The sequence below is a fragment of the Nitrosomonas mobilis genome (assembly GCF_900103035.1).
Classification (GTDB): Bacteria; Pseudomonadota; Gammaproteobacteria; order Burkholderiales; family Nitrosomonadaceae; genus Nitrosomonas; species Nitrosomonas mobilis.
The window spans coordinates 23,110-45,795 of sequence record NZ_FMWO01000040.1; the positions used below are offsets into that span (position 1 = coordinate 23,110).

Sequence of the window (22,686 nt, forward strand, 5' to 3'; positions counted from 1 at the left end):
GGGCGTTGGTTCTTGACCGCCATGACCAACGCTTGGGTTGTGAAATAATTACATAATCCACGGTGCGCTCTTGACGACTTGGGTAGTTACTAAAGGAAGTATCTTAGTAGCTTATGCTTTGCCACCCCCAGTAAACACCCAAACCTATCGCCGGGTTCGAGTTCTATAACATATTGATAATAAATTTAAAATGACATATATAAAAAAATTAATCATGCTGATCGGAAGCTGTTTACTGTGCGCCGCATCAATATTAACCATGGCAGGAGAAACAGAAACAGTTTTTACATCTCCCGGAAAGCTATGTTTTCCACAAACCTCTTTGCGTGCCGAGCTTGATAGATATGACAATGTTATCCTGGATCACTATGTCGTTATTTCAAAGGTGCATCATTTCAAAGAAGGACTTGTTTTTGTGGGATTCAGGCTTAAAAGCAAACCAGATGAGTTATGGCTATTTAGTGGAACAACCTGGGTAAAATATCAAAATAACCTTATTGATTCTTCCCCTGAGCCTTTTATTCCACAAGTACAAACTATACCGACTGGACAACTCCAGCCAATTATGCCAACAACGATTTCAATGGCACCAATTGATCCTAGTGCTTATGTAAGTGACGGTGAAATCTGGATAGGCTATGGGCTAAGCTCATCAACAAGTGTGGCCGAAACTTTTTTTGAAATGATAGAGAGCAATAGATTTGAACGTATTTGGGAAATTGGCAAGAGACTAAATGAAGGAGAATTCTCTCCTTCAAATATTTGCCTTACTATCACAAAAATGTCAGAAATCGATCATTTGGTGGGAACGTTCCCCATACCCAACGAAACCGGGCCAGATATCGAGCCAATCGCGAATATTGATTGATGGCATAAGAGCACTCGCATTCTCTGCTCAATAGAACCAAGTCACAAATCAAGAAAAAATAGAGCAATAAAAGCAATATAAATTCTTGATTCGTGACTCGACCCGCTCGCAGTAAGGGATCGTCTCAGAATTCGGAAAATAAAGCACGTTAAGCTGATTGCAGAGGTCGCAGCGGCTTGAACTTGCCCTCGCCGATCTTGGCGCTGCTGCGCCACATGTAATCGCCAGTCATGATGTACTTCCAGCCCAGCGGCGACAGGTATTGCAGCAGCGTCTAGGTCGGGGCGGGAAAGTTCAATTTGGGAAGAACCCTATGACGGATTTGGTACCTTTGTTCGCTTTCAACCTACGTTCTTCAAATACCTTCCTAAAGTAGAAATTGCCAACATTGTCATGTTTATTGGCGACCTAATTGGTATATGGGGTGGTCTTACGCACATGAAGGATCGTTGTAGTAAAAAGAAAAACCACGTCCCGTTAGTAATCAACGCCTGCCTGTGCGATCCTGGAGGGGCATTCTTTTGGGACACACGACCATGTATGCCTCCCCTCTGGTAGAAGGAGGAAGCACATTTATTTAAAGACTTTTATTAAAGTCCCACCAGGGCTAATACAGACATCACATTTGGGAAGAATTATTGCTTTAATATCTGAAATAAAATCTACTTGTATGGGTATTTGATCAAATGAACAGATAAGTAGAAGCAAGCTACTTATGATTGCGGCAATTATTTGTGGCTCATATCCACCTAATGTTTCAAGCCCAAAAATATAAGTAAACAGTCCTGCGGTTACAACAGTAACTGTGGCCTGGATAATGAACATGGTTGATAGTGTCATCAATAGATACGCCCGGACTGCCCACTTGCCTAGCTTCATGTAGCCATGCAGAATGTTCTCGCCGGTCGCTGCCGTGTAACGTGGTCCGAATTCGAAAAATGGATACTTGATGAAGTGAATAATCACGATAGCGAGAATCAGTTCGAACCCAAACATTCCGCCAGCGCGTGTTGATTGCAGTAGATGCGATACACCAACAGCCGCTCCAGCATACAATAACCCTGGCCCTAGTTTTGAGAGAAACCTATTGAAAACTTTTTTATTGTCCATCGTTTTTACCCATTTAATTAAGCTGTTATAAGCAATATCTGCATTTAGTTTCTAAAGACCGCACCTTATAAGTAGATAGCCAACTTCTAAATACTGAGTTTTACGTATAAGGGGGCGCTGATAAAGCAACTTGGATCTGTTGGGTCACGAGGACTGATTTATCGCCACTTTGGCAATCATGAATTGAGAATAGGAGAATCAATTGCCCGAAGAGATATATGGCGCGATAACATCGAAGATCCGTGTTTTACTGGAAGCTCCATTGATTCCAAGCGAAGGCTGTCATCTGACCCGGTGCGCAGCAAGCCCCACCGTTTAGAGCGAGGAAGGATAGCGCAGACGGCGTAGCCGCCCTTGGGTTTTATACCCACCACACTTTAAATTTTGGCACTCAAGCGTGACCGACCGATGATTTGGAAGCGATCGGTCAATAGCGAGCGTAGCGAGGCGTGGTGCTGGTCTAGTCCGGCAAAGAAATTGCCGCACGCTGTTTTGAATTGACAAAAGGTTTCGTAGTAGCGCCCATACAGTACGGTTTTCTTGAAGAATTTCCAGAACCGTTTGATCAAGTTGAGGTTCGACGCATAAGGCGACAGGAAAACCAGTTCGATTTTGGAATTCGCCAGGTATTCCTTCACTAACCGGGCATGATAGTAACGGGTGTTGTCACAGATGATATGAATCCGCGCGGCTCCTGGATTTTGTAGTTCAATCTGTTGGAACAGTTTATTGGAGCGAACGAAAGCAAGTCGCTGACGAACCAGACCAAGCTCTCACCGTTCGCGATGTTACATTACTGTTGAATGTCACGGAAAAGACGATCTGCAGGCTCGCGCAGAAACGGGAGCTGCCTGGGTTTAAGGTGGCAGGACCGTGGCACTTTATGACAATAAGGCAGTTTCTTTCATCCGGGACGGTCAGCACTATGCTGGGAGTTGGATGGAGTGATCATCCTTGATTATTGATCGGCTGAATTAGTTGTGCTCCCTCATTGTTGGTGCGCCCCACTGCGGAGGATACAGGCCATAGCTGCATTTGCCCGGAAGAATAAAGCTGCAGAAGCGATAAAAGGCTATCGTCGGTTTGCTGGGTAGAAGTCAGCCAGACATCCCATACTTCTGGTGGGAGGATGAATGGCATCCGGTCATGAATGGGACGCATCAAGGTATTACTTTCTGTAGTGATAATCGTGCAGCTATCGATTGTGACTTCATCGACTGTTGCAGTTTCCCATAAGCCTGCGAAGGAGATCGGGCCGTCTTTGGCAGAGACATAGAATGGCTGTTTGCTTTTGCCATTCGGCAGCAATTTCCACTCGTAGAAGCCCGAAGCAGGAATGAGGCAACGCTGCCGACGGAAGGCATGTTTGAACATGGGTTTGGTTGCCAGCGATTCAGCGCGAGCATTGAACAGCAAGGGTAGTTTCTTCGGATCCTTGATCCAATGAGGTATCAAACCCCAGCGCATCATCGATCCTGATCGGCCCCGGTCGCTGTCACGAATGACCAAAATATCGTCAGTAGGTGCAATGTTATAACGTGGCTTGATCTCCGGCATTGATACAGTATGATACCAGTCGATCAGACTGGAACGGGGATAAGCCAAGGAAAAACGTCCACACATACGTTAATTGTTATTCATCAGATGAGTGTTTTATACTGTGCTCTCATCATGTCTTAGAGCATCCCCCATGACAATCATTATACCCTTCGATCCATCAAGCTCATCGACATTGCCTTATCTACAGCCTGCTGTCATCGACCCGCTTGTTTGTGTCTTGCCATTGTTATTGCATCGTGTTCCTGCCGGATTTCCTTCCCCTGCGGATGAATACGTTGAGAAAGGACTCGATCTCAATACCTACCTGGTACGTAATAAGACAGCAACATTTTTCTTCCGCGTAATCGGTGATTCCATGACAGGTGCCAATATTCATGATGGCGATATGCTGGTGGTAGATCGCTCCATTGAGCCCAAGCACCGGCACATCGTGCTTGCCGTCATCAATAACGAATATACCGTTAAACGGCTCTATCATCAGGATGGCGTAATCGAGCTCCATGCTGAAAATGCTGCCTACCCACCTATCCGCTTCGGTGAGCATGATGAATTGCAGGTATGGGGCGTTGTGGTCGGGGCAGTATCACGCTTCGCTGTGTAGCCATGGCTGGAATCGGCGCGACCGCCTGCAACCAGATTTTTGCACTGGTTGACGTAAACAACTTTTATGTCAGTTGCGAACGGGTTTTCAATCCTGCCCTTGAAAATAAGCCTGTAGTCGTTCTTTCCAACAACGACGGTTGTGCAGTAGCGCGTTCCAATCAAGTCAAGGCGCTCGGCATCAAGATGGGTACGCCCTGGTTTAAGTTTAAGGACCTGGCCAAAGAGCACAATATTATTGTGCTCTCGTCCAATTACACCCTCTACGGCGACATGTCGGATCGCGTCATGACGATATTGCGCGGCTACAGCCCGAATGTGGAAATCTACTCCATTGATGAAAGTTTCCTCAGCCTGAATGGCATGAGCAGTCTCTGGCCAGCCGCAGTTGATATGGGTCAGTCGATTCGCTATCGAGTACGCAAATGGACTGGCTTACCGGTCTGCGTTGGGATCGGACCGTCCAAGACGCTGGCGAAGCTGGCTAACCACCTTGCCAAGACACGGCCAGAAATGGAGGGCGTTTGCGACCTGGTATCCATGCCGCAAGCAGAGCTTGACGCCTATCTGTCTACTACCGAAGTGGGTGAAGTGTGGGGGGTAGGACGTCGTATTGGCGCACATCTGGATGCAGCTGGTATCAAGACAGCGAAAGCGTTGCGTGATGCTCCGCCCTCGTGGCTGCGTGCAAAATTCGGAGTCGTGATGGAACGCACCGGCAATGAGCTACGCGGCGCCTCATGTCTGGCGCTCGAAGAAATTACCGCACCCAGGAAACAAATTGTGTCCTCCCGATCTTTCGGACAATTGGTTCATACCCTGGCGGTACTGAGTGAGTCGGTCACCAGCTATATGACAAGCGCAGCGGAAAAGCTGCGTCGGCAGCGCTCCGTATGTGAAGCAGTACAGGTGTTTATTGCGACCAACCCTTTCCGCGAGCAAGATGCGCAATACAGCAACAGCATCACCGTTCCTCTGCCTAACCCAAGTTGTGACACGCGCCTGCTGGTGCGTGCCGCGCTATTCGGCCTTAAAAAAATCTACCGCCCCGGCCTTGCCTACAAAAAAGCCGGAGTGATGTTAACCGGCATCGGCGACGCAGGCGTGATTCAACGTTCCCTTCTCGTCCAGCATGGCGTCGGAGAGAAATCTGAAAAGCTGATGGAAGCGATGGATGCGTTGAACCGGAGATTTGGACGCAACACGGTCGCCATCGCTTCTGCCGGGACCAATAGAGCATGGCGTATGCGCAGGGAATGCATGTCGCCCTGCTACACGACAAGCTGGAACGATGTGCCGATTGTCCATGCCGACCACTGATTTATAACCTGATAGCTATATAGCTATATAGCTATCAGGTTATCAAAATCGGTATCCTACCCTTGATCGTCTTTCCGCCCGACAAGCGAGCAAAGTAATGCAGTGGTGGCAATTCGCTCAGGATGGCTGGTGGAATCAGATCCGCTTCTTCCTGGGCAGCCTCTTCTCGGTACCCTGCGTCATTATCGTTCATGCTCGAATCAATGCTGTGGTTGTACATGACCGACATGATGCGGGTCTTGATCTTTGGAATGCCGTCCGAGATATATTTTTGTGTTTCGGAATCCAGAACACGCATGGCAATCTTGTTGTTAGTATTGGCAAGCACCTGCCTAGCCCTGTTTTCGTCCCCAAGCCGTGATGCAAAATCCGCAAATGTCTGCGTAGCGATCGTTACCCTAAACTGCGCACCGCCGCCCTTGTTCATTAACTGGATCGTCGGCTGGTTAATCACCTCTGCTGCTTCATCGATAAAAAGATTAACGGGTTTCATGGTTTTGATACCGTAGTTATACCTGTCACCGGCAACCGCAGTCAGATCCGCCAGCAACAGTGATCCAATGGCGCTTCCCACCATGCCATCGGCGAGCGAATCCAGCCCGATATACAGCACCTTGTCTGCTTTTATTGCCCTTGCCGCATCCGTTATTGCACGTTCATGCCCTGACTCAAAATCAGGAGACAACAATTCCTTGAGTGGCTCACTTGTCAGCATCGACAGAATCGGGATAAGGGAGGCGATCATTTTCTGGAAATGGTCACGATTATGCTCGAAGGTTGAAATTAGACCATCGAGATCGACTGATTGAGCCTCATGTACGACGATTTCCTTATAGAAAGAAGTATAAGCAAGTGCTTCATTGCCACGATATTTTTTGATAAAGCTGCCTGTTCTGGACTCCCAACCGGGAACATGTTTCTTGAAATGCCGGCGCAGTGCCCTGAGCAGCAACCCGTCCGGACCCCCTTCTATATATTTTCGCACCTGCACTAAATTGGGTCGCGTACCGGTTGCGATCAGGCCATTCACAATATCGTTCAATACTTTCCATCCAAAAGCAGTGAATGGATCGGCACCGGTTTCGGATGGAATCAGGGATGCAATCCTGCTGGCCAGTTCCGTTTTTCGGTTCCAGTTACGCAGCGGATCAATGCAGATCGATTTATCAGGGTAAGCCGGATGAAAAAACTCGAAGCTATCAGGTTTTCCAAGTGCTTCGCAGACCCGCCTAGCGTTCTCGGCCAGACCATGATCTCCTTTTGGATCGATGATGATAACCGGTTCATTTCTGGCGATAGCCTGCGCGATCAGCAGATCAAGCATTCTGGTCTTTCCTACCCGTGTCGTACCCACGATCAGGGTATGCCCAACCAGGCTACCAAGGTCAGCAAACATATCTTCTTCCCTTGATAATCCATGCAGCCAGTATGCGCCCTCGTTGTTCAGAATGGCTTTACCGAACTGATTGGCGATACCTTGACTGATCAGGGCGTGCATTCTGCCCGACTCGATGTCCGTCCACTGGAAACCGCTGCCAAGCCACAGACTGTTTTTTTCAGCGGCTTTGTGGGCAATTTTGAGGACTTCCGGCAGTTTATAGAACTGCCTACCGGATAGTTTTATGCGGTTGGTGTCACGGTATCTTTTCCATGCCTGCATACCACGAATCATTCCGAAAAAAGCACAGGCACTGGTCAGGATGATGCCGAATCTGAGTGGTACTACCGGTATCGTGTAAACCATCAAAAGCGTGGCTGCAGAAGCAGCAAACCAGGCGCATGCCATCGGCAATTCGTATATTTTTCGCCAGGGATTATCGAAATCGTATACGTCAGCCATGGTTATCGGGCAGTGGTTCAGCCATCATGAAAACTTCTTCTGCTTTGGGAATAAGTATTTTTCTTTCGATGTTGTACGCACTGGAATTTTCCTGCTTGTATTCGACGATATTTTCAGTAATTCTCTTTCTCACCAATGTATAAAACAAAAATGGTCTGGAAATCATTACATTACCGATGCCCTGCAAGCCATAGCGCCGGGCGGTCTGGCTCCAGCCGGAAACACACTTTCCAGGATGACAGCTTGAATATAACCAGACTGAGCCGTCGTGCAGAAAAAAAAATAAAATATATCCACCACTCAATGCTGAAGAAATCGAAGGTAACTTGAGGTTAACGTATTGAGAAGGACCATCATAAATCCATAGTTTTTTCTGCATGGGCATTCAATAATCTTGTTAAAGCTAAAAATATACTGAATCAATTAACACGAACAATCCCCTATAAGTGACCTTAGATGGCGTTTATCGGAGATTGTTATATTCTTTTTTGGATATTAGCCATCCACATCCAAAGTGAAAAACCCATCATGAGGATCATTCCTGGCGCGGATATTGCCGGTAAAAGAAATGGTATAAACAGCCAGAGCAGTAGAAGTACCGAAGAAAGCAAAAAGAGATTCGCACCGATGCTAAGACGCAACGGGCTCTGTGAGATGAACATATTTTTTCTGATCTCTCGCATCAACACTCCATCCGTTGATGCCGCCATCAGAACTGGGAATGCGATCAGGAACCAGAGTGCGAGCGAATACATTCGATAGAAAATAATATCGCTCCACAGGATCGTGGTATAGATCCGATCAACCACCCATCCTTTTAATTCTCTTGTCATTTCAATGGATGTCGCCTTAACCACTTCTCTGGAAAATTCGAGCGCCATGGCAGATGATTTGCCGTATATCCACTGGTCGGCACCCTCTCCTGCCCATGAAATCATCTGCTGTTGCTCTGCAACCCTTGCTTGTTCCACGATTTGTCTGGGAATGAGTAACCAGGCGGCAATCATCCCGATAATACACAAGGTGACAATCAGCGTACTCCAGGGATTGGGTCTATCTGTTCTGGCCATGGCAATACCTGTCTAATCCGGGCAAAGACAAGAACCTTATCAAGCTTGCCATCCAAAAACTACCCCCGATAAGTGTCAAATTCAGGGCACTTATCGGGGGTAGTTTTGCACATGCAATGTTCGTAGCATGTGCAAATGAAAACATTATTTTTGTTGATGATTTTGCTGTTTCCGCTTCTTGCTGGAGCGGCCTGTTTCGATGAGGCAGCACAACGTTACCGCATTTATCCGGATTTGCTCAAGGCAATCTCGAAAGTTGAATCCAACGGCAATCCCAGGGCGGTCAATCGCAGTAACAAGAATGGCTCACGCGACATCGGCCATATGCAGATCAACAGTAGTTGGTTGCGCAAACTAGGTAAGTACGGGATCAGCGAGCAGTCCCTGTTCGACCCCTGCATCAACACCTTCGTGGGTGCATGGGTGCTGGCCAACAATTTCAGGGAACTGGGATACAACTGGACCGCAATTGGCGCTTATAACACCAAATCTCCTGACAAACGGATCATCTATGCACGCAAGGTCGAGAATGCACTCAACCGTATCAGGAACCAACAGTAATGCAAAAACTCTCCGTCATCATACTTGGATCAATGCTGATTGCCTGTGCTGGTCAGCCGAAGCAGGAACCACAGGTTCTGATTGAACAGCCACCCAAAAAATTCTATGAGATTGCCTGGTTCGATAATGATTGGCGCATTTGCGAGGTCGGCATCAATTGCCTCAGACCGACCAGGAAATCACCTATTCAGACCATTTCCCTTACCGCCATGAGCGGTAATACAACCAAGCCCGATATACAAAGCGACTCTCCACGAAAGATTGTACTGCGCTTCCATTTTGATGAGGCGGATAGCACGGATATTGGCGATCTCGAAGCACTTTTAACAACTCTCCCGGAGACTGACCGGATACTCATCGAGGGCTACACCGACAGTATTGGGGAAGAAGAATACAACAAGAAGCTCGCAGGATGGCGGGCTGAATGGGTGGCCACGTGGATCAGATCACGCGGCATCAGGAATCCGCTGGAAATCAGAGCCAGAGGCGGTTGTTGCTATCTGACCGATAACCAAACGGAGAAGGGACGCGCGGAGAACCGCCGCGTTGAAGTAAGTGTAATCAAAGGTAAACAATGAATAAACCTATAGATTCCTTTTTACCTCGATCAAAAGAGGCGATCAAGGATACGGTCGTTTCCTCTGCCTTCGTTGCCATGGGGGTATTGATGCCGGGCGGCATGCTCGACAGCAACAATTTCCAGGTACATCTAGGCGGTATTGCCATTGGTATTGGAATCGGCTGGTTGGTTAAATCGATTATTTTTCATAAAAAACAGGAGTAGATCATGTTGTTAATTAACAAAAACTCATTAATCTTTTTAGTGCTGGCTGTCCTGTCGCTGTTTTTTGTAGGTGATGCCATGTCCGGCACGACTGGCGCTTCATTCACTGCTTTGTACACCTTTTTCAAGGAACTTGTGCTGGGGTTTGGCGGTAAGGCGATTGCGATTGCCGCTGTCGCCTTGGGCGGTATTATTTCCATCGCACGAGTCAATCCAATTCCCGCGCTGGCGGGGGTTGGATTTGCGATCTTCATGCAATTCACGCCCGGCATCATCGAGGTCATCATGACCGCAACTATCTAGGCAGGAGGTGCCACATGAATGGCGATGAAATCGGATTTATACCAACCCTCCTCGATTCGCGGGAGCGCTTTCTCTGGTGGGAAATCGACCAGCTTGTTCTGGCAATCATGCTGATCGGTATCGGTCTTGCCCTTGGCATGGCCGCGATTGGTCTGATCGGTGGCACTTCAGCAGCGTGGCTTTATGGTCGCATGAAGGCAGGCAAACATCCGAGATTCGCCATTCATGTTCTCTACTGGTGGCTCCCTGGCAGTCTGTTCATCAAACCAAGAACCCTACCCCCATCCAGCCTTCGTTATTTTCTAGGTTGATCATGTTATTCAACAAATACACTGATGCGCAGGCCAATACCAAGCAGGAAATCCTTTTCATGCGCCTCCTGCTGGCAGGATCTGTGCTGATCATCGTACTGGAAAGTATGGCAATACTCAATTTACAGGGAGAAGCCCGGACGGTACTGGTGCCACCACAGATCAAGCAGAGTTTCTGGGTATCGAACAACGCAGTATCCAAAGAATACCTGGAAGAGATGGCCTACTGGTACGCCGGACTTGCGCTCAACGTCACACCAACCGGTATTGTTTACCAGAACGAACTTTTCCTCAAATACGCTCTGCCATCCGAGTTCGGCAGGCTATCTCAGGAAATGGCTTCCCGCTCTGATTTTCTGAAAAGAAACCAGACATCCTCGCAATTTTCGGTGCAGGACATCACTGTCGATGAAAAACACCTGCGAGTGGCGCTATCCGGCAAGTTGTATACGTGGGTGGCCGATAAACGGGCGGGAGATCGTGATGCAACCTTCATGATTGGATTCAACTATCTAAATGGAAAACTCTATGTTTCTGATTTTCGTGAGACAACCCGGCAGAATCCTATGGATGATGATGCTGATGCTGCTAAGTCTTGATATTTCGGCTGCCCAACTTTTACAGGGTGATCCAGATGAAACCCTGCATGCCACGGCATCCCGCGCGGAACCGACGCTCGTCCGGGTGGAAAGCAGGCACATTGCACGGGTATATGGGGCGGAGGGAGATTTCACTGCTGTTCCCGACAGTGAGACAGGTGCTGCCTATATCAAGCCGATGGCGGATAAATCTCATATCAGTCTGTTTATCACCGACGAATCCAAACATACCTGGAAATTGTTGCTGTCGATCACTGACAAGCCTGCCGACACCATCATAATCAAGCCAAAAAATAAGCCAGGTAAAGCGGTTGAAGCAGGTCTTGATATGGAACGCAACCGCGCCATCAAGCACGTGATTCTTGCACTGGAGTCGCCACAGAACTCAGGTATGGAGGCACGCGCAGTCAATCGGGTCGTGCCGTTATGGAACGATGTGATGTTTGTCCTCACCTCCACGCTGGATGGTCGCTACACAGGGGAAAAATACCGAATAACGAATACATCCAGCCAGCAACTGGTAATCGATGAGCGCGAGCTTTACCGGGCAGGAGTCGTCGCCGTGTCAGTCGAACAACCAGTACTCAACCCAGGCGAGGTATCGGATGTATTCATTATTCTGGAGAATCCACATGAGCAATGATTCTGCCACCAATTTTACTGAATACCTCAAGAATCTATCGGTAAAAGCCAGACAAAATCTACTTTTGAGTGGGCTTGCAATTTTGTTTTTTTCGCTGGTATTTGGTGGAGTATATCTGTGGGATAACCAGGAACCAATGTTGCTTCCTGACACAGATAAAAAACCGACAACGCGAAACATTACGACTCCGGGTGCGCAGGTTGACCCGCGAGAAGTCTGGATGTCGCAATCATCTCAGCAGTTGCAGGAAATGGATGACCTGATTCGTGCCATGAAACAGCAGATAACAGATCTGGAGAGCAAGCAGGATCAGGAACCACAGCCTGGTAATTTTTTCGCCCCGTTACCGCCACCCGTACCGGAACCAGCCACCCAGACTGATGCCTTCCAAACGGAAATACCCCCACCGCAGCCCTATTTACCGCCTCCGATGCCAGAGCCTGCTGTTGTTACCGCACCACCACCCTTGCCAGGCATTGCGGTATTTCAGATGACGGCAGCCAGCCCGCAGAATGCGCCCAATACTCCACCCGAACCACCCAAAACTTACATTCCTTCAGGCACATTCATGAGATCGGTGCTATTGGGCGGGATGGATGCGCCAACTGGTGGCCAGGCACAGAACAATCCGATGCCCGCACTGCTTCGAGTGCAGGACAATGCTTTCCTGCCAAACCGCTACCGGGCGAAACTCAGAGAATGTTTTGTTCTGGGTTCCGGCCACGGCGACATCAGCTCTGAACGCGCCCATATAAGACTTGAATCGCTCTCCTGCACACTCAAAGACGGCAAGGTCGTTGATGTGCCTGCCAAGGGCTATATCGTAAGCGAAGACGGCAAAGCAGGATTACGTGGCAGGCTGATCAGCAAGCAGGGTCAGATAATCGCCAACGCGCTCATGACGGGCATCATTGCCGGTATCGGTCAGGGATTGCAGCAAAGCGCCACATCATTTTCAACCAGCGCCCTGGGGACGGTCGGCACTCTCAGTGGCACAGGCAACCAGTTTCGCGCCGGAATGGGGGCGGGTATCGGTCGCTCCCTTGATCGCGTATCCCAGTATTACATTCGCCTGGCTGAACAACTTTTTCCAGTCATCGAGGTCGATGCCGGGCGGGTTGTCGAAGTGGTCTTGACCAAGGGAATCGAATTCGAGATTGGAGATGGGCAGGAAATGATCAGCCTCGGTGAATCTCGCAACAAACTGCGCCGTATGGCGGGAAGGAGAGAATGATGGCACAACAAAGAATGATTGCCGCTATTGCAGTTTTGCTGATGGCATTTTCTGTCAAAGCCAATGATGTTACAGCCGAAATAAAAAGCCGTCTGCAAACACTCTATCCGGCTACCGAATTTACCCGTGTTCAGTCAAGCCGCATCAAAGGTGTATTTGAAGTTGTCATGGGCAAGAACATCGCCTATACCGATAGCGATGGTCGCTATCTGATCTTTGGACATCTGTTCGATATGTCGCAGCAACGGGATCTGACTGCCGAATTGATGGAATCCCTCAATCGGATTGATATAAAAACCCTTCCTATTGTGGATGCCATAAAGACCGTTCATGGCAATGGAGAGCGCAGCCTGTTCGTTTTCTCCGATCCCGACTGCCCTTATTGCCGCAAGCTGGAAGAAGAGCTATCCAACCTTGATGACGTAACCATCTATACGTTTCTGTACCCGATCAATGAACTGCATCCGGAAGCAATCCATAAATCACGTCTGGTCTGGTGTGCTGATGACCGCGCCACCGCCTGGGCTGATCTGATGATCAATAGACAGTTACCGCAGTCAGCTGATGATTGCCAGAATCCCATTGATCAAAACGTGGCGCTTGCCAGACGACTTGGCATAGATGCCACACCCACTATGATTCTGGGCGATGGCAGCATGGTGCAAGGCGCAATACTTGTATCAGAAATTGAAGCATTACTTGCCAAAGGAGAAAGAGAATGATCAAACCGTTTTTCTCAATTGCACTACTGTTGATACTTGGCGGATGTACCACACTCTCCGGGTACGACGGCGGGAGCAAATTCGCGTGCAAGGCACCAGATGGCGTTTCCTGCTCATCGATGTCCGGGGTTTACGCGAATGCCGTTCAGAATAATCTTCCTGTCCTGGGCAAGAAAGGCAACCCGGACAATCCGCCTGCGTCCAGAAGTAATAAAGATAGTAAAGCGGATGATTCGTATCATCCAGCAGGAGTGGAAGCACAAGCCACATCCACCATCATAGGCAATGCTCCCCGTTCTGGCGATCCAATTCTGATTAAACCCAAACTGCTGCGGGTCTGGCTCGCTCCATGGGAAGATGCTGATGGAGATCTGCATGATCAATCGTACATCTACATGCTTGCCGACTATGGCCGCTGGATTATCGAGCACAATCGGCAGCGCATTATCGATGAATACCGACCAACATCGCTAGTCTCGGGCCGAAGCCCTAAGGATATGGATAGCGAGGATTCTGCAAGAACGGCAGGGGTCCGGCCGTTCGCCCCATTGCCGCAACCACCACAGCCAACCCAGTATTCGGCACCGCCACCATCCGTTCCCCAACAGAATACCCCTTTATCACAGGACGACATTTATCCGGAGGACAGATTTTGAGCGCACTATCTGATTTAAAATCGATTTTCATGGGCGAAAGGATTGACCCATCTGATCTGGTGCCAAGAAAGCTTCTCAACGAGATCGCATCCATCCCTCGCCTGACAGGAATTCTGCCGTATTCATCGTGGCTTCCCGAAGAAAGGCTTTTGGCCCTTGATAACGGCGCTTATAACGAAAAAGTTACGCATAACCTCGGATTCTGTATCGAAACACAACCGCAGACCGGCGCTAACGAAGAAATGGAGAGGGTATTGAGCAGCCTGTTCCTGTCATGTCCGCCTGGAACCGGTATTCAAATAACGCTTTATGCCAGCCCGCATATTCTGCCGGTGTTGCGTAAGCAGTCCACGATGCTGCCGGTCGATCTTGAAGAAAATGGCTTGCGTAGCAACAACACTTTCCGCGCATTATCTCGGCGCAGAATCGACTATTATCTACAAAACAAGGGGAAATCATTTTTTTCCAATCATTCCTATCTGCTGCGTAATTTCCGCTGCGTGGTATCGGTGGTATTGCCACTTGATCCCATATCCGTCACGGATATTGAGGAAGCGATCCGCATTCGTGAGTCGGTGCATTCGATCATGCGATCATCACTATTGCCGGGAATCGACTGGAAACCGGAAGATCTGATCAATTTTGTTGCGGATTTCTTTGATCATGAGCGCATGCTTGGCAACAGACGCAAGCTGATCGAATACGACGACTCCCTTCCAATCCGGAGCCACATTTCCAGCACCGAGATTGCCTCGGCAGTTGCAGACTGCTTCATCAAGCAGCGCAAGAATGGGGGAGCGGAGACGGCATTGCAATGCTTCTCGGTAACTCAGTATCCCAAGTATTTCCGGCTGGGCAACATGGATGCCATGATTGGTGATTATTTCCGGCTGGCACTGGCGATTCCCTGCCCATTCCTGATCACGATGGGAGCGGTCGTACAGGATTTCGAGACATCCAGAAACAGAGCCAGTATCAAGGCTGCACGCGCAACCCAGGCCGCAGAATCGGTGATGGCGAAATTCCAGCCCGATTTGCAGGATAGGAAACGTGACTGGGACATGGTGCTGCGTGCTTTTTCCAACGGTAGAAATGTCGTGCAGATGTATCACCAAGTAGTGCTTGCCTCTCATCTGGAAGAAGCATCACGCTGCGAACATGCGGTTCGTTCCGTCTGGCAAGCCAGAGGTATTGATCTATCCAAAGATTATTATCTTCAGCATCATGCGCTGGTAGCGGGTTTGCCATGTACTCTTACATCGTCACTACAGACTGATCTCAAGGTATTTGGCAGAATCGGCACCAAGACTTCCGATAACGCCATCATGACAAGCCCGTTACTTGCTGAATGGAAAGGCTCCGGCACGCCAGCGATGACTCTGTTTGGCCGACGCGGACAGATCATGTCACTCGACCTGTTCGACAACAAAAGTGGAAACTTCAATTTCGCCGTAGCCGCCCTGTCAGGTTCTGGAAAATCAGTAATGGTCAACGAAATGGCATTCCGTTATCTGGGCACGGGAGCGAAGGTTTGGATTATCGACATTGGAAGATCGTACAAAAATCTGTGCGAACTGCTCGGTGGAGAGTTCATCGAATTCACTGACGAGCGTCACAATCGTCTGTGTCTCAATCCCTTCTCAATGGTGATGGATATCAACAGCGACATGGAAATGCTGCTACCGCTGGTAGCACAGATGGCCAGTCCGCAGGAAAAGCTCGATAATTACGGCTACTCGCTGCTGGTATCCGCCATCAAGCGGGTATGGGAAGACAAGGGTAAGCACGCCACTATCACGGATATTTATGATTTTCTGAAAAACAATAATTTGTCGGAAAATGATGAAAATATTCGAGATATGCACCGCCTGGCAACGGCACTGGAACCATATACCAAACATGGGGTATACGCTTCCTACTTCGAGGGTGAGTCAAACATCCAGTTCACCAAAAATTTTGTCGTGCTGGAAATGGAAGAACTCAAGTCTAAAAAGAATCTGCAAACAGTGGTCATGCAACTGGTGATGTATCGCATCACTCAGGAGATGTACCTCGATCGGTCTTTGAAAAAGATTGTCATCATAGATGAAGCCTGGGATTTGATGGGAGCGGGTTCCAGCGCATCTTTCATTGAGGCAGGATACCGTCGAGCGCGAAAATACGGTGGGGCGTTCGGCACCATCACGCAATCCGTGGATGATTATTATAAGTCTGAGGCAACACGAGCCATGATCGAGAATGCCGACTGGCTGTTTCTGCTGCGCCAGAAGGCGGAATCCATCGAGCGGCTGGGGAAGGAAGGCAAGCTGACACTCGATGAATACACTAAACGACAGATGACCAGCGTGAATACAGAGCATGGCATGTATTCGGAAATCTATGTTCATTGCCCGATGGGATCAGGTGTGGGACGCCTGATACTCGACCCCTTCTCGATGTTGCTGTATTCCACTCGCGCAGAAGACTATGAAGCTATCAAATCCCTTACCAGTAAGGGGTTTGCCGTGACAGATGCCATTGAGATGATTCTGGAACAGAGGAGTAGCGCAGCGTGAAAAACCATATTCTTACCTGGGCACTGTCGGTCTTGTCTGCTGTCATCATTGGAGCGGCATGGATGCACACCCACCCTGTCCAGAAGTTCGTGACAATTGATCTTACCGGTCTTTTCAGTGAGTCCGCTGTCACATTCGCGCAGAGAAAGGATGAATCTGCCCTGATAGAAGCGCAGGCACAGGCAATCCGCATCGACATGGCCTTACAGCAGTTGGCCAATAGTTGTGGCTGCTTCGTGCTCAATTCAGCAAGCATCGCCAAACGGCCTGATGGTGCAAACAGCGGAAATATTGCAGATATGACCAGTTGGGTCAAATCCTATCTGGAACAGAAATAGCATGTGGCTTCATGTATTCATCCTTCTCATCCTTCCCATCTCTGCCTGGGCAATGCCTGATGATGATTTCGCATCCAGTATCGATTACCCGTCGGTTTGGCAGTGCGACCGGAGCAAATTCCTTTGGTATTGCGAGATCGATCCGGAAGAATTGCAGGAACAGCAGATAAGACTGGAAACGCCTCAAGAGACGGCAATCAGGAAGCTTGAAGAATTACAGAAAGAACTTAAAGGCAGACGGGCGCTCGCTATTGTAGAGCCGACTCCCGAGAATATCGCATCCTACATCGATCTGCAAAACCAGTCTATGCAGATGGCATCTGTTTTTTCAGATGTCTGGCGCAGGGTGATCTGGCAAACTCCAGAACTCAATTATGAGCTGAAACATCCGGTCAACAACGCCGCACTCGACATTCACAAGAAGACGACCCGTGTGGCGCAGGTGGATACGCTGGAGAGAATCAGGAATGATTGGGGTATCTTCTTTTTCTTCAAGTCCGACTGTCCTTATTGCCACATGATGGCGCAAACACTCCATTATATTGGCCAGGCACATGGCATCACAATTTTTCCGGTATCCCTCGATGGCAGTGCGTTGCCGCAATATCCCAATGCCCGCATGGACAACGGATTGGCAACCCAGATTGGGGTCACTGAAGTACCACTCATGGTACTGGGCAATGTTCACGACAAACGTATTGTGCCTTTGGGCTCCGGCGTAATTTCTTCACAGGAACTCATCGAACGTATTCACGTCCTGACCAGCACTCGACCAGGTGAGTCCTATTGATCTCAAATTAAGGAATTCGGCCATGATAAAAGCCCGTTATTTATTGGCTCTGTTACTTACGCTGCAAGGCGGTCCCGCTTTCGCCAATATCAGCTCCGACATGCAGTCATGGTTTGACTCCATGGGCGCTTACAGCAACATTACGACCCCACAGGCTGTCCAGGGACAGACCGGTTCCTTTTATACCGGAGGATCGCTTTATATGCGCACTCCCGTGACCAGCTACCAGTTGGGCAGTCTTGCTGCACCTACCTTCCGGGCAGGCTGTGGCGGCATCGATATCCACGCAGGATCATTTTCATTTATCAACACACAGCAGTTCACAGCACTGCTGCGCAATATAGCCAACAATGCGTTGGGCTACGCCTTCATGATTGCCGTTCAGACGATCTCCCCCGATCTGGCTGATTTGATGAAAAGTCTGCAAAACGCGGCACAGAGCGCGAACAGTCTGCTCAACATGAATTCCTGTCGCGCGGCGGAGGCATTGATCGGCATGACGTCGATGCCGCAAATGGCACAGAAAGCCAAAGAACAGGTAAATGCGCAAAGCAATGGCTCAAGTCTGATCAACAAATTCACTGATTCACTTGATGGCCTCTCGAAATGGGCTGGTGACTTCACGACCAGGAAGGCGACATTGACCGAGACATCGCAAGCCGATCCATTACTCAAGAATTACCTCAATCCAGGCAATGTCGCCTGGAAAGCAATGAGCAATCTGAATGCGCCGGATCACATCAAGGAATTGATGATGAGTCTGGTTGGCACGATCATCGTCAGGGCGACGGGAGACGCTGCTAACACGGAACCACAGGTGCTGAGTTTTGGCAAGATCCTTGAATTCAAGGATCTTGTCGGCAATGTGTCGCAGAGCAGCAAGACTATCAAGGTATGGCGCTGTACAAGCACGGATTGCGACAATCTCTTTGAGGATACGATCACGATCACTCCTTTTGCGTGGCGGGTTCGTGAAATCATCAGAAAAGGCACTGACAAAATTTATACCAGAGATCCACAGGGTTTCACCGACACCGATACCTTCTTTCTCACGCAATCAACTACCCCTCTGTGGAAGCTGTTGTCGATGTCTGCAACCGTTCCTTTCTCCCAGGCGGCGCTCGATGAATACGCGGAGATTATCGCCACTGAAGTTTCTGCCAATTTCGCAAACACAGCGATCCGTGAAATGAACAAGGCGCTGGTACACGCACAGGGAGGCCAAGACCCTGCCTCTACGAAAAGTATCGAAAAATTACAGGAAGATGCGGGCAAGGTCAGGACTGAGATGGCTGAAAGCATCTCCCTTGCCTATCAGAAGGGTATCGGCATTGCGGAACAGGCCAGAAACCTGCAAATGATCAATCAGACCATGATGAGCGCCGTATCGAATGATCTGCGCAATTCGCTATCACTGTTCAATTCCAACATAGATCTCAAATAGATCATGAATTTCGAGATTTTCTCCTACTGGAACGCCACTGAACTGGTCACGTTGTTCAACGCTGTTGCTGCCCTGACCAATAGCAGTAATTTCCTTGGGCTGCTCAAGCTGTTCTCGATCATCGCCCTGTTGTCTGTTGCAATGGTGGTCATTGCCGGGCGTGGCCGCATGGATGACATGTGGAAATGGATTATCCTGCTAACCCTGTTTCATGGTCTGCTGCTGGTGCCGAAAGTCACGGTTGTAGTAGTGGATCGCACCAGTACCAGCCCCAATCCTCAGCCTGTTGCCAACGTGCCAATCGGTATTGCAGCACTGGCAGGCAGTGTCAGTAAGATAGGAGATTTTCTGACGACGAGCTTCGAGACGGTGTTTTCATTGCCAAACGACGTTCAATTCCGCAAATCCGGAACTCTGTTCGGCGCACGGGTAGTGCGCGAGATACTGATGGCAAGATCAGGCAGTCCGGTGCTGTCCGCTAACATGATGGATTTCATACGGGAATGCGTTTATCCGGAATTTGTCACAGGCTATGTGCCACCACATGAGCTGATCCGCCAACCGGACATCTGGGCTTATCTTAATGGCAAAACCAACATCGCTCGCTATGTGGAAATCAGAGAGATTCCGTCCGGCATCATGAGGCTTCCCAGGACCTGCCCGGAAGCCTATATTGAAATGACTAACCAGATCAATACCGTGGTTTCCGCCAGCATCAACGATCTGGGCAATGCGCTTAACCCTCATGTGCCGCTTGCAAGCCGTCAGGCGCTCACCCAGAGCCAGATCATGACTGCCGCCAACCTCTACACCAGCATTTCTTCCGCTGCACCAGATATCATCCGTCAGGGTATGGTCATGAACCTGTTTCTGGATGCGCAATACAAGATTCCAGCGCAAATAGGAGATGCAGCAACTGCTACCACTGCGCTTGCCGAAGTGCAGGCACTGCGCTCCACTTCGGAATCCTATAAGGTCATGGCTTCTGTTGGCCAACAGGTAATGCCTAAGATGCGCAATATCATTGAGATGATCCAGTATGCGCTGGCACCGCTTGCGTTGCTGATCATCGTCGTGCTCGGGCAGTATGGCCTGGGGGCATTGGGTATGTATGCTAAGAGCCTGCTGTGGATACAGCTCTGGCCTCCACTCTATGCGGTGATGAATTTCATCATTACCATGTATTCGGCAAAGCAGGCAGATGCGCTGGCTAATGGCGGTATGTCGATGATGACCTATACTTATCTCAACAATCTGATGATTTCCGATCAGGCAATTGCAGGCATGATTGCTGCTGTAGGCATTCCGACCATTTCCTGGATGATTGTGAATGGCCTCGCACTTGGCGCGAGTGCATTCGGTAATGTGCTGTCTTCCCCGATGGGTGCAGAAGCTGCCAGATTTGCCTCTGCCGCATCTCAGGGCAATCTCAACATGGGCAGCCTCAACGTCGATAACCAGTCGATGGGACAATACAGTCTTGCGCCCAATACCCATGTTGGCGCTCCGATTCGACGTGAAGTTGGTGCTCACGGTATCACGAGCACATTTACGGGAGATGGCCATCAGGCGTTCGATTCATCTCTGATACGTCACAATACCAGTATGCGCCTGACCTTCGGAGAGCGTATGGCCAGCACCTTCCAGCAACAATCTGAATCCGCGCAGACGGCAGCCACGAGTGATATGGCAACGTCCGCAAAGCTTTTTGCTTCAGGGTTGCTGCAATCCTTTGACTTCGTTCGTTCCAGCGGCGCAAGCGAACGGGGTGGTATACAGACTGGTAGCAGCAGCCAGATCGGATTTTCGCAGTCGGTGAACGAGGCAAGGGAGATCGTCGATAATTTCGCCAAAGAACACTGGCTGAATCAGGCGCAGGGGGCGGAAATATTAGGATTAGCTAAAGGATCAATTAAAAATCCCAGAGCCATAGAAATGGTTTCCCCGCTTGCTGTAGAGGCAATCACACAAGCAACAGGTAAGTCTTCCGCACAAGCCCAGCAAACGCTTAAATCCGCTATCGGCTATTTGCAAAAGGATGGCAATGCCGATGCACTCAACCGCGCAGAGCAGGCGGCGAGGAACGTTACATTCGATTCCGCCGATGAATCCAGTCGCAGGGCTATGGACTCGATCGTCTCAAACTTCAATCAGTCCAGTACCCGATCAGATGCGGCAACCGCACAGTACCAACGATCCGAATCACTCAGGGAGATGGCCGGGAAGTTGAAAGAAAGCTCCGGTTCATTCGAGGCAAGCATGTACCACCAGTTCATGGAGTGGATGAGAACACAGCGCAATCCATTCGATCTGCACGGCAGGGGCTTCGATGGTGCTACCGTCTCGCAGATGGCTGAAAAGAATCCGAACCTGCTGGTGCCTTTCCTCGATATCTTCTATAAGGAGAAGATGGAATCAATGGTGACGGCCAATGCGCCACGGTTCAACTCACCGGAAGACATTCGTCACTTCTTTACCGAACAGGCACAAATGATTCGTGGCTCTGGAAGTGTAAGCGGATGGAATGGTGGTGGTGCCGCAGCCACCGCAGCGGCGGCTGTCGGACTAAACCCTGGCGATTCTGTCGCGAGCAGTCTGCCTGGCAAGTTCGATAATGTTCGTGAGCGTGTTATCGAAGCCATGGATGCGGGTCAAACCTATCTTGATATGCAAGGCGCGCCAATCAAACAGGAGGCAGATAAACGCACCGAACCTGGCGCACAACCGTTGATGGGTACTGCCATTAGCAATACATCAGGTGTTCTACCGGATGGAATCGCTTCTCAATTTCCCAGCATGCCTGGCGCTGTGGTTACTGAAACCCAACAGCAACGTGTTGATAAGGGCAGACCCAACAATCCAATGATGGATGCCATCCGGGAAATTTTGTCGAAAGAAACTAAAGGGAAGAATTAAATTATTACCGAAAATCTTCCTCATAAATAGGAGATGCAGGGTTCGCTGGATTTATATCCCAATCTCGATCCATTTCCTCTCTTTTTATATCCATTTCAGCATCCTCCCGAGGATGCTGCGGCAACTCGAATTCTGGTTTCTTCCAGCCCAGGGCAATACTGAGATCCCGGAAAAATACATACATAAACCACAGGACTGCCCATAAGAAAGCTGAGTAGAATAGATTATTTATCACGCTTAGTATCGTGATTTTCCCCGTTGCCATCACGGTAACGGTAATGCCGATAAACAGCAGGATTTTTGCCCTACGCTCGAATCTTTCCTGTTTGGTTATCATTCTTTCTCCTTTTTTTGCATTTTTCTGTAAATATTATTCCTGCTGCATGTTGATTGGCAAGGGGAAAAATTAATTACATACAAAAAGTATCAAATCGAGTTAAATAATGACGACACTAACTTCGA

Annotated in this window: 25 protein-coding genes; 18 read left to right on the plus strand and 7 right to left on the minus strand. The window is 49.2% G+C overall.

Features of this window, described 5'->3' with window-relative positions; translation table 11 throughout:
* Positions 1-190 precede the first annotated feature (190 nt).
* Positions 191-868: a hypothetical protein gene (locus NSMM_RS04255; protein ID WP_090284936.1), complete on the plus strand. Its 678-nt coding sequence runs from the start codon at positions 191-193 to the stop codon at positions 866-868.
* A gap of 573 nt (positions 869-1,441) precedes the next feature.
* Here NSMM_RS04255 and NSMM_RS04265 read toward each other — a convergent pair.
* The 3 genes from NSMM_RS04265 to NSMM_RS04275 all read right to left on the minus strand — a co-directional run bounded on the left by NSMM_RS04265 (position 1,442) and on the right by NSMM_RS04275 (position 3,601).
* A complete protein-coding gene (locus tag NSMM_RS04265; protein WP_176753853.1) occupies positions 1,442-1,978 on the minus strand; it encodes a hypothetical protein in 537 nt (178 codons plus the stop codon).
* A gap of 377 nt (positions 1,979-2,355) precedes the next feature.
* The gene (locus NSMM_RS04270) at positions 2,356-2,742 is read right to left on the minus strand and encodes a transposase (protein WP_090284938.1); all 387 of its coding nucleotides are present in this window, start codon (positions 2,740-2,742) and stop codon (positions 2,356-2,358) included.
* A gap of 184 nt (positions 2,743-2,926) precedes the next feature.
* Positions 2,927-3,601 carry an SOS response-associated peptidase gene (locus NSMM_RS04275; RefSeq protein ID WP_090284940.1) on the minus strand — a complete coding sequence of 225 codons (675 nt, stop codon included), beginning with the start codon at positions 3,599-3,601 and terminating at the stop codon, positions 2,927-2,929.
* Between the two features lie 67 nt (positions 3,602-3,668).
* Between NSMM_RS04275 and NSMM_RS04280 the strand changes: the two genes are divergently transcribed.
* Together NSMM_RS04280 and NSMM_RS04285 are read left to right on the plus strand one after the other, a co-directional pair.
* A complete protein-coding gene (locus tag NSMM_RS04280; RefSeq protein ID WP_090284941.1) occupies positions 3,669-4,139 on the plus strand; it encodes a LexA family protein in 471 nt (156 codons plus the stop codon).
* Positions 4,097-5,458, plus strand: a complete 1,362-nt coding sequence (locus NSMM_RS04285; protein WP_245654680.1) for a Y-family DNA polymerase — start codon at positions 4,097-4,099, stop codon at positions 5,456-5,458. The genes NSMM_RS04280 and NSMM_RS04285 overlap by 43 nt, the downstream gene beginning before the upstream one ends.
* Positions 5,459-5,492: 34 nt before the next feature.
* Here the strand turns inward: NSMM_RS04285 and traD are convergent, their stop codons facing one another.
* The 3 genes from traD to NSMM_RS04300 all read right to left on the minus strand — a co-directional run bounded on the left by traD (position 5,493) and on the right by NSMM_RS04300 (position 8,305).
* Positions 5,493-7,298 carry a conjugative transfer system coupling protein TraD gene (gene traD, locus NSMM_RS04290; protein WP_090284947.1) on the minus strand — a complete coding sequence of 602 codons (1,806 nt, stop codon included), beginning with the start codon at positions 7,296-7,298 and terminating at the stop codon, positions 5,493-5,495.
* A complete protein-coding gene (locus NSMM_RS04295) occupies positions 7,291-7,677 on the minus strand; it encodes a hypothetical protein (RefSeq protein WP_090284948.1) in 387 nt (128 codons plus the stop codon). The genes traD and NSMM_RS04295 overlap by 8 nt, the downstream gene beginning before the upstream one ends.
* 97 nt (positions 7,678-7,774) lie before the next feature.
* Positions 7,775-8,305, minus strand: a complete 531-nt coding sequence (locus NSMM_RS04300) for an IncC plasmid conjugative DNA transfer DtrJ family protein (protein ID WP_176753854.1) — start codon at positions 8,303-8,305, stop codon at positions 7,775-7,777.
* A 198-nt stretch (positions 8,306-8,503) separates the two neighbouring features.
* Here NSMM_RS04300 and NSMM_RS04305 point away from each other — a divergent pair, with 198 nt between their 5' ends.
* The 15 genes from NSMM_RS04305 to NSMM_RS04375 are packed head-to-tail and all read left to right on the plus strand — an operon-like array spanning position 8,504 to position 22,224.
* A complete protein-coding gene (locus NSMM_RS04305; RefSeq protein ID WP_090284952.1) occupies positions 8,504-8,929 on the plus strand; it encodes a lytic transglycosylase domain-containing protein in 426 nt (141 codons plus the stop codon).
* Positions 8,929-9,507, plus strand: coding sequence for an OmpA family protein (locus NSMM_RS04310; protein ID WP_090284954.1), 579 nt, complete (start codon positions 8,929-8,931; stop codon positions 9,505-9,507). The genes NSMM_RS04305 and NSMM_RS04310 overlap by 1 nt, the downstream gene beginning before the upstream one ends.
* Positions 9,504-9,713: a hypothetical protein gene (locus NSMM_RS04315; RefSeq protein ID WP_090284956.1), complete on the plus strand. Its 210-nt coding sequence runs from the start codon at positions 9,504-9,506 to the stop codon at positions 9,711-9,713. The genes NSMM_RS04310 and NSMM_RS04315 overlap by 4 nt, the downstream gene beginning before the upstream one ends.
* 3 nt (positions 9,714-9,716) lie before the next feature.
* Positions 9,717-10,016, plus strand: a complete 300-nt coding sequence (locus NSMM_RS04320; protein WP_090284957.1) for a hypothetical protein — start codon at positions 9,717-9,719, stop codon at positions 10,014-10,016.
* A 14-nt stretch (positions 10,017-10,030) separates the two neighbouring features.
* Positions 10,031-10,327, plus strand: a complete 297-nt coding sequence (traL, locus tag NSMM_RS04325; RefSeq protein ID WP_090284959.1) for a type IV conjugative transfer system protein TraL — start codon at positions 10,031-10,033, stop codon at positions 10,325-10,327.
* 2 nt (positions 10,328-10,329) lie between these two features.
* A complete protein-coding gene (traE, locus tag NSMM_RS04330) occupies positions 10,330-10,926 on the plus strand; it encodes a type IV conjugative transfer system protein TraE (RefSeq protein WP_090284961.1) in 597 nt (198 codons plus the stop codon).
* The gene (locus NSMM_RS04335; RefSeq protein ID WP_176753855.1) at positions 10,856-11,569 is read left to right on the plus strand and encodes a TraK domain-containing protein; all 714 of its coding nucleotides are present in this window, start codon (positions 10,856-10,858) and stop codon (positions 11,567-11,569) included. The genes traE and NSMM_RS04335 overlap by 71 nt, the downstream gene beginning before the upstream one ends.
* A complete protein-coding gene (locus NSMM_RS04340; protein WP_176753856.1) occupies positions 11,559-12,803 on the plus strand; it encodes a TraB/VirB10 family protein in 1,245 nt (414 codons plus the stop codon). Before NSMM_RS04335 ends, NSMM_RS04340 begins: the two co-directional genes overlap by 11 nt.
* On the plus strand, positions 12,803-13,525 hold the full coding sequence (locus NSMM_RS04345; protein WP_176753857.1) for a DsbC family protein: 723 nt from the start codon (positions 12,803-12,805) through the stop codon (positions 13,523-13,525). The genes NSMM_RS04340 and NSMM_RS04345 overlap by 1 nt, the downstream gene beginning before the upstream one ends.
* Positions 13,522-14,181 (plus strand): type IV conjugative transfer system lipoprotein TraV, encoded by a 660-nt coding sequence (gene traV / locus NSMM_RS04350; protein WP_090284969.1) that lies wholly within the window; start codon positions 13,522-13,524, stop codon positions 14,179-14,181. Before NSMM_RS04345 ends, traV begins: the two co-directional genes overlap by 4 nt.
* Positions 14,178-16,736 carry a type IV secretion system protein TraC gene (gene traC, locus NSMM_RS04355; RefSeq protein ID WP_090284971.1) on the plus strand — a complete coding sequence of 853 codons (2,559 nt, stop codon included), beginning with the start codon at positions 14,178-14,180 and terminating at the stop codon, positions 16,734-16,736. The genes traV and traC overlap by 4 nt, the downstream gene beginning before the upstream one ends.
* Positions 16,733-17,074, plus strand: coding sequence for a hypothetical protein (locus NSMM_RS04360; RefSeq protein WP_090284973.1), 342 nt, complete (start codon positions 16,733-16,735; stop codon positions 17,072-17,074). The genes traC and NSMM_RS04360 overlap by 4 nt, the downstream gene beginning before the upstream one ends.
* 1 nt (position 17,075) lies before the next feature.
* Complete coding sequence (locus NSMM_RS04365) at positions 17,076-17,864, plus strand: conjugal transfer protein TraF (protein WP_090284975.1); 789 nt, start codon at positions 17,076-17,078, stop codon at positions 17,862-17,864.
* 22 nt (positions 17,865-17,886) lie between these two features.
* On the plus strand, positions 17,887-19,308 hold the full coding sequence (locus NSMM_RS04370; RefSeq protein WP_090284977.1) for a conjugal transfer protein TraH: 1,422 nt from the start codon (positions 17,887-17,889) through the stop codon (positions 19,306-19,308).
* A gap of 3 nt (positions 19,309-19,311) precedes the next feature.
* On the plus strand, positions 19,312-22,224 hold the full coding sequence (locus NSMM_RS04375) for a conjugal transfer protein TraG N-terminal domain-containing protein (RefSeq protein ID WP_090284979.1): 2,913 nt from the start codon (positions 19,312-19,314) through the stop codon (positions 22,222-22,224).
* A 4-nt stretch (positions 22,225-22,228) separates the two neighbouring features.
* On the opposite strand, the gene NSMM_RS04380 is transcribed toward NSMM_RS04375, so the two are convergent.
* The gene (locus NSMM_RS04380) at positions 22,229-22,561 is read right to left on the minus strand and encodes a hypothetical protein (RefSeq protein ID WP_090284981.1); all 333 of its coding nucleotides are present in this window, start codon (positions 22,559-22,561) and stop codon (positions 22,229-22,231) included.
* Positions 22,562-22,686: the final 125 nt, after the last annotated feature.

Excerpts from the sequence above, each read along its gene's own strand:
- NSMM_RS04255 (WP_090284936.1), top strand. The coding sequence starts at position 191 with ATGACATATATAAAAAAATTAATCATGCTGATCGGAAGCTGTTTACTG.
- NSMM_RS04265 (WP_176753853.1), bottom strand. The coding sequence starts at position 1,978 with ATGGACAATAAAAAAGTTTTCAATAGGTTTCTCTCAAAACTAGGGCCA.
- NSMM_RS04275 (WP_090284940.1), bottom strand. The coding sequence starts at position 3,601 with ATGTGTGGACGTTTTTCCTTGGCTTATCCCCGTTCCAGTCTGATCGAC.
- NSMM_RS04280 (WP_090284941.1), top strand. The coding sequence starts at position 3,669 with ATGACAATCATTATACCCTTCGATCCATCAAGCTCATCGACATTGCCT.
- NSMM_RS04285 (WP_245654680.1), top strand. The coding sequence starts at position 4,097 with ATGGGGCGTTGTGGTCGGGGCAGTATCACGCTTCGCTGTGTAGCCATG.
- traD (WP_090284947.1), bottom strand. The coding sequence starts at position 7,298 with ATGGCTGACGTATACGATTTCGATAATCCCTGGCGAAAAATATACGAA.
- NSMM_RS04295 (WP_090284948.1), bottom strand. The coding sequence starts at position 7,677 with ATGCAGAAAAAACTATGGATTTATGATGGTCCTTCTCAATACGTTAAC.
- NSMM_RS04300 (WP_176753854.1), bottom strand. The coding sequence starts at position 8,305 with ATGATTGCCGCCTGGTTACTCATTCCCAGACAAATCGTGGAACAAGCA.
- NSMM_RS04305 (WP_090284952.1), top strand. The coding sequence starts at position 8,504 with ATGAAAACATTATTTTTGTTGATGATTTTGCTGTTTCCGCTTCTTGCT.
- NSMM_RS04310 (WP_090284954.1), top strand. The coding sequence starts at position 8,929 with ATGCAAAAACTCTCCGTCATCATACTTGGATCAATGCTGATTGCCTGT.
- NSMM_RS04315 (WP_090284956.1), top strand. The coding sequence starts at position 9,504 with ATGAATAAACCTATAGATTCCTTTTTACCTCGATCAAAAGAGGCGATC.
- NSMM_RS04320 (WP_090284957.1), top strand. The coding sequence starts at position 9,717 with ATGTTGTTAATTAACAAAAACTCATTAATCTTTTTAGTGCTGGCTGTC.
- traL (WP_090284959.1), top strand. The coding sequence starts at position 10,031 with ATGAATGGCGATGAAATCGGATTTATACCAACCCTCCTCGATTCGCGG.
- traE (WP_090284961.1), top strand. The coding sequence starts at position 10,330 with ATGTTATTCAACAAATACACTGATGCGCAGGCCAATACCAAGCAGGAA.
- NSMM_RS04335 (WP_176753855.1), top strand. The coding sequence starts at position 10,856 with ATGTTTCTGATTTTCGTGAGACAACCCGGCAGAATCCTATGGATGATG.
- NSMM_RS04340 (WP_176753856.1), top strand. The coding sequence starts at position 11,559 with ATGAGCAATGATTCTGCCACCAATTTTACTGAATACCTCAAGAATCTA.
- NSMM_RS04345 (WP_176753857.1), top strand. The coding sequence starts at position 12,803 with ATGGCACAACAAAGAATGATTGCCGCTATTGCAGTTTTGCTGATGGCA.
- traV (WP_090284969.1), top strand. The coding sequence starts at position 13,522 with ATGATCAAACCGTTTTTCTCAATTGCACTACTGTTGATACTTGGCGGA.
- NSMM_RS04365 (WP_090284975.1), top strand. The coding sequence starts at position 17,076 with ATGTGGCTTCATGTATTCATCCTTCTCATCCTTCCCATCTCTGCCTGG.
- NSMM_RS04370 (WP_090284977.1), top strand. The coding sequence starts at position 17,887 with ATGATAAAAGCCCGTTATTTATTGGCTCTGTTACTTACGCTGCAAGGC.
- NSMM_RS04375 (WP_090284979.1), top strand. The coding sequence starts at position 19,312 with ATGAATTTCGAGATTTTCTCCTACTGGAACGCCACTGAACTGGTCACG.
- NSMM_RS04380 (WP_090284981.1), bottom strand. The coding sequence starts at position 22,561 with ATGATAACCAAACAGGAAAGATTCGAGCGTAGGGCAAAAATCCTGCTG.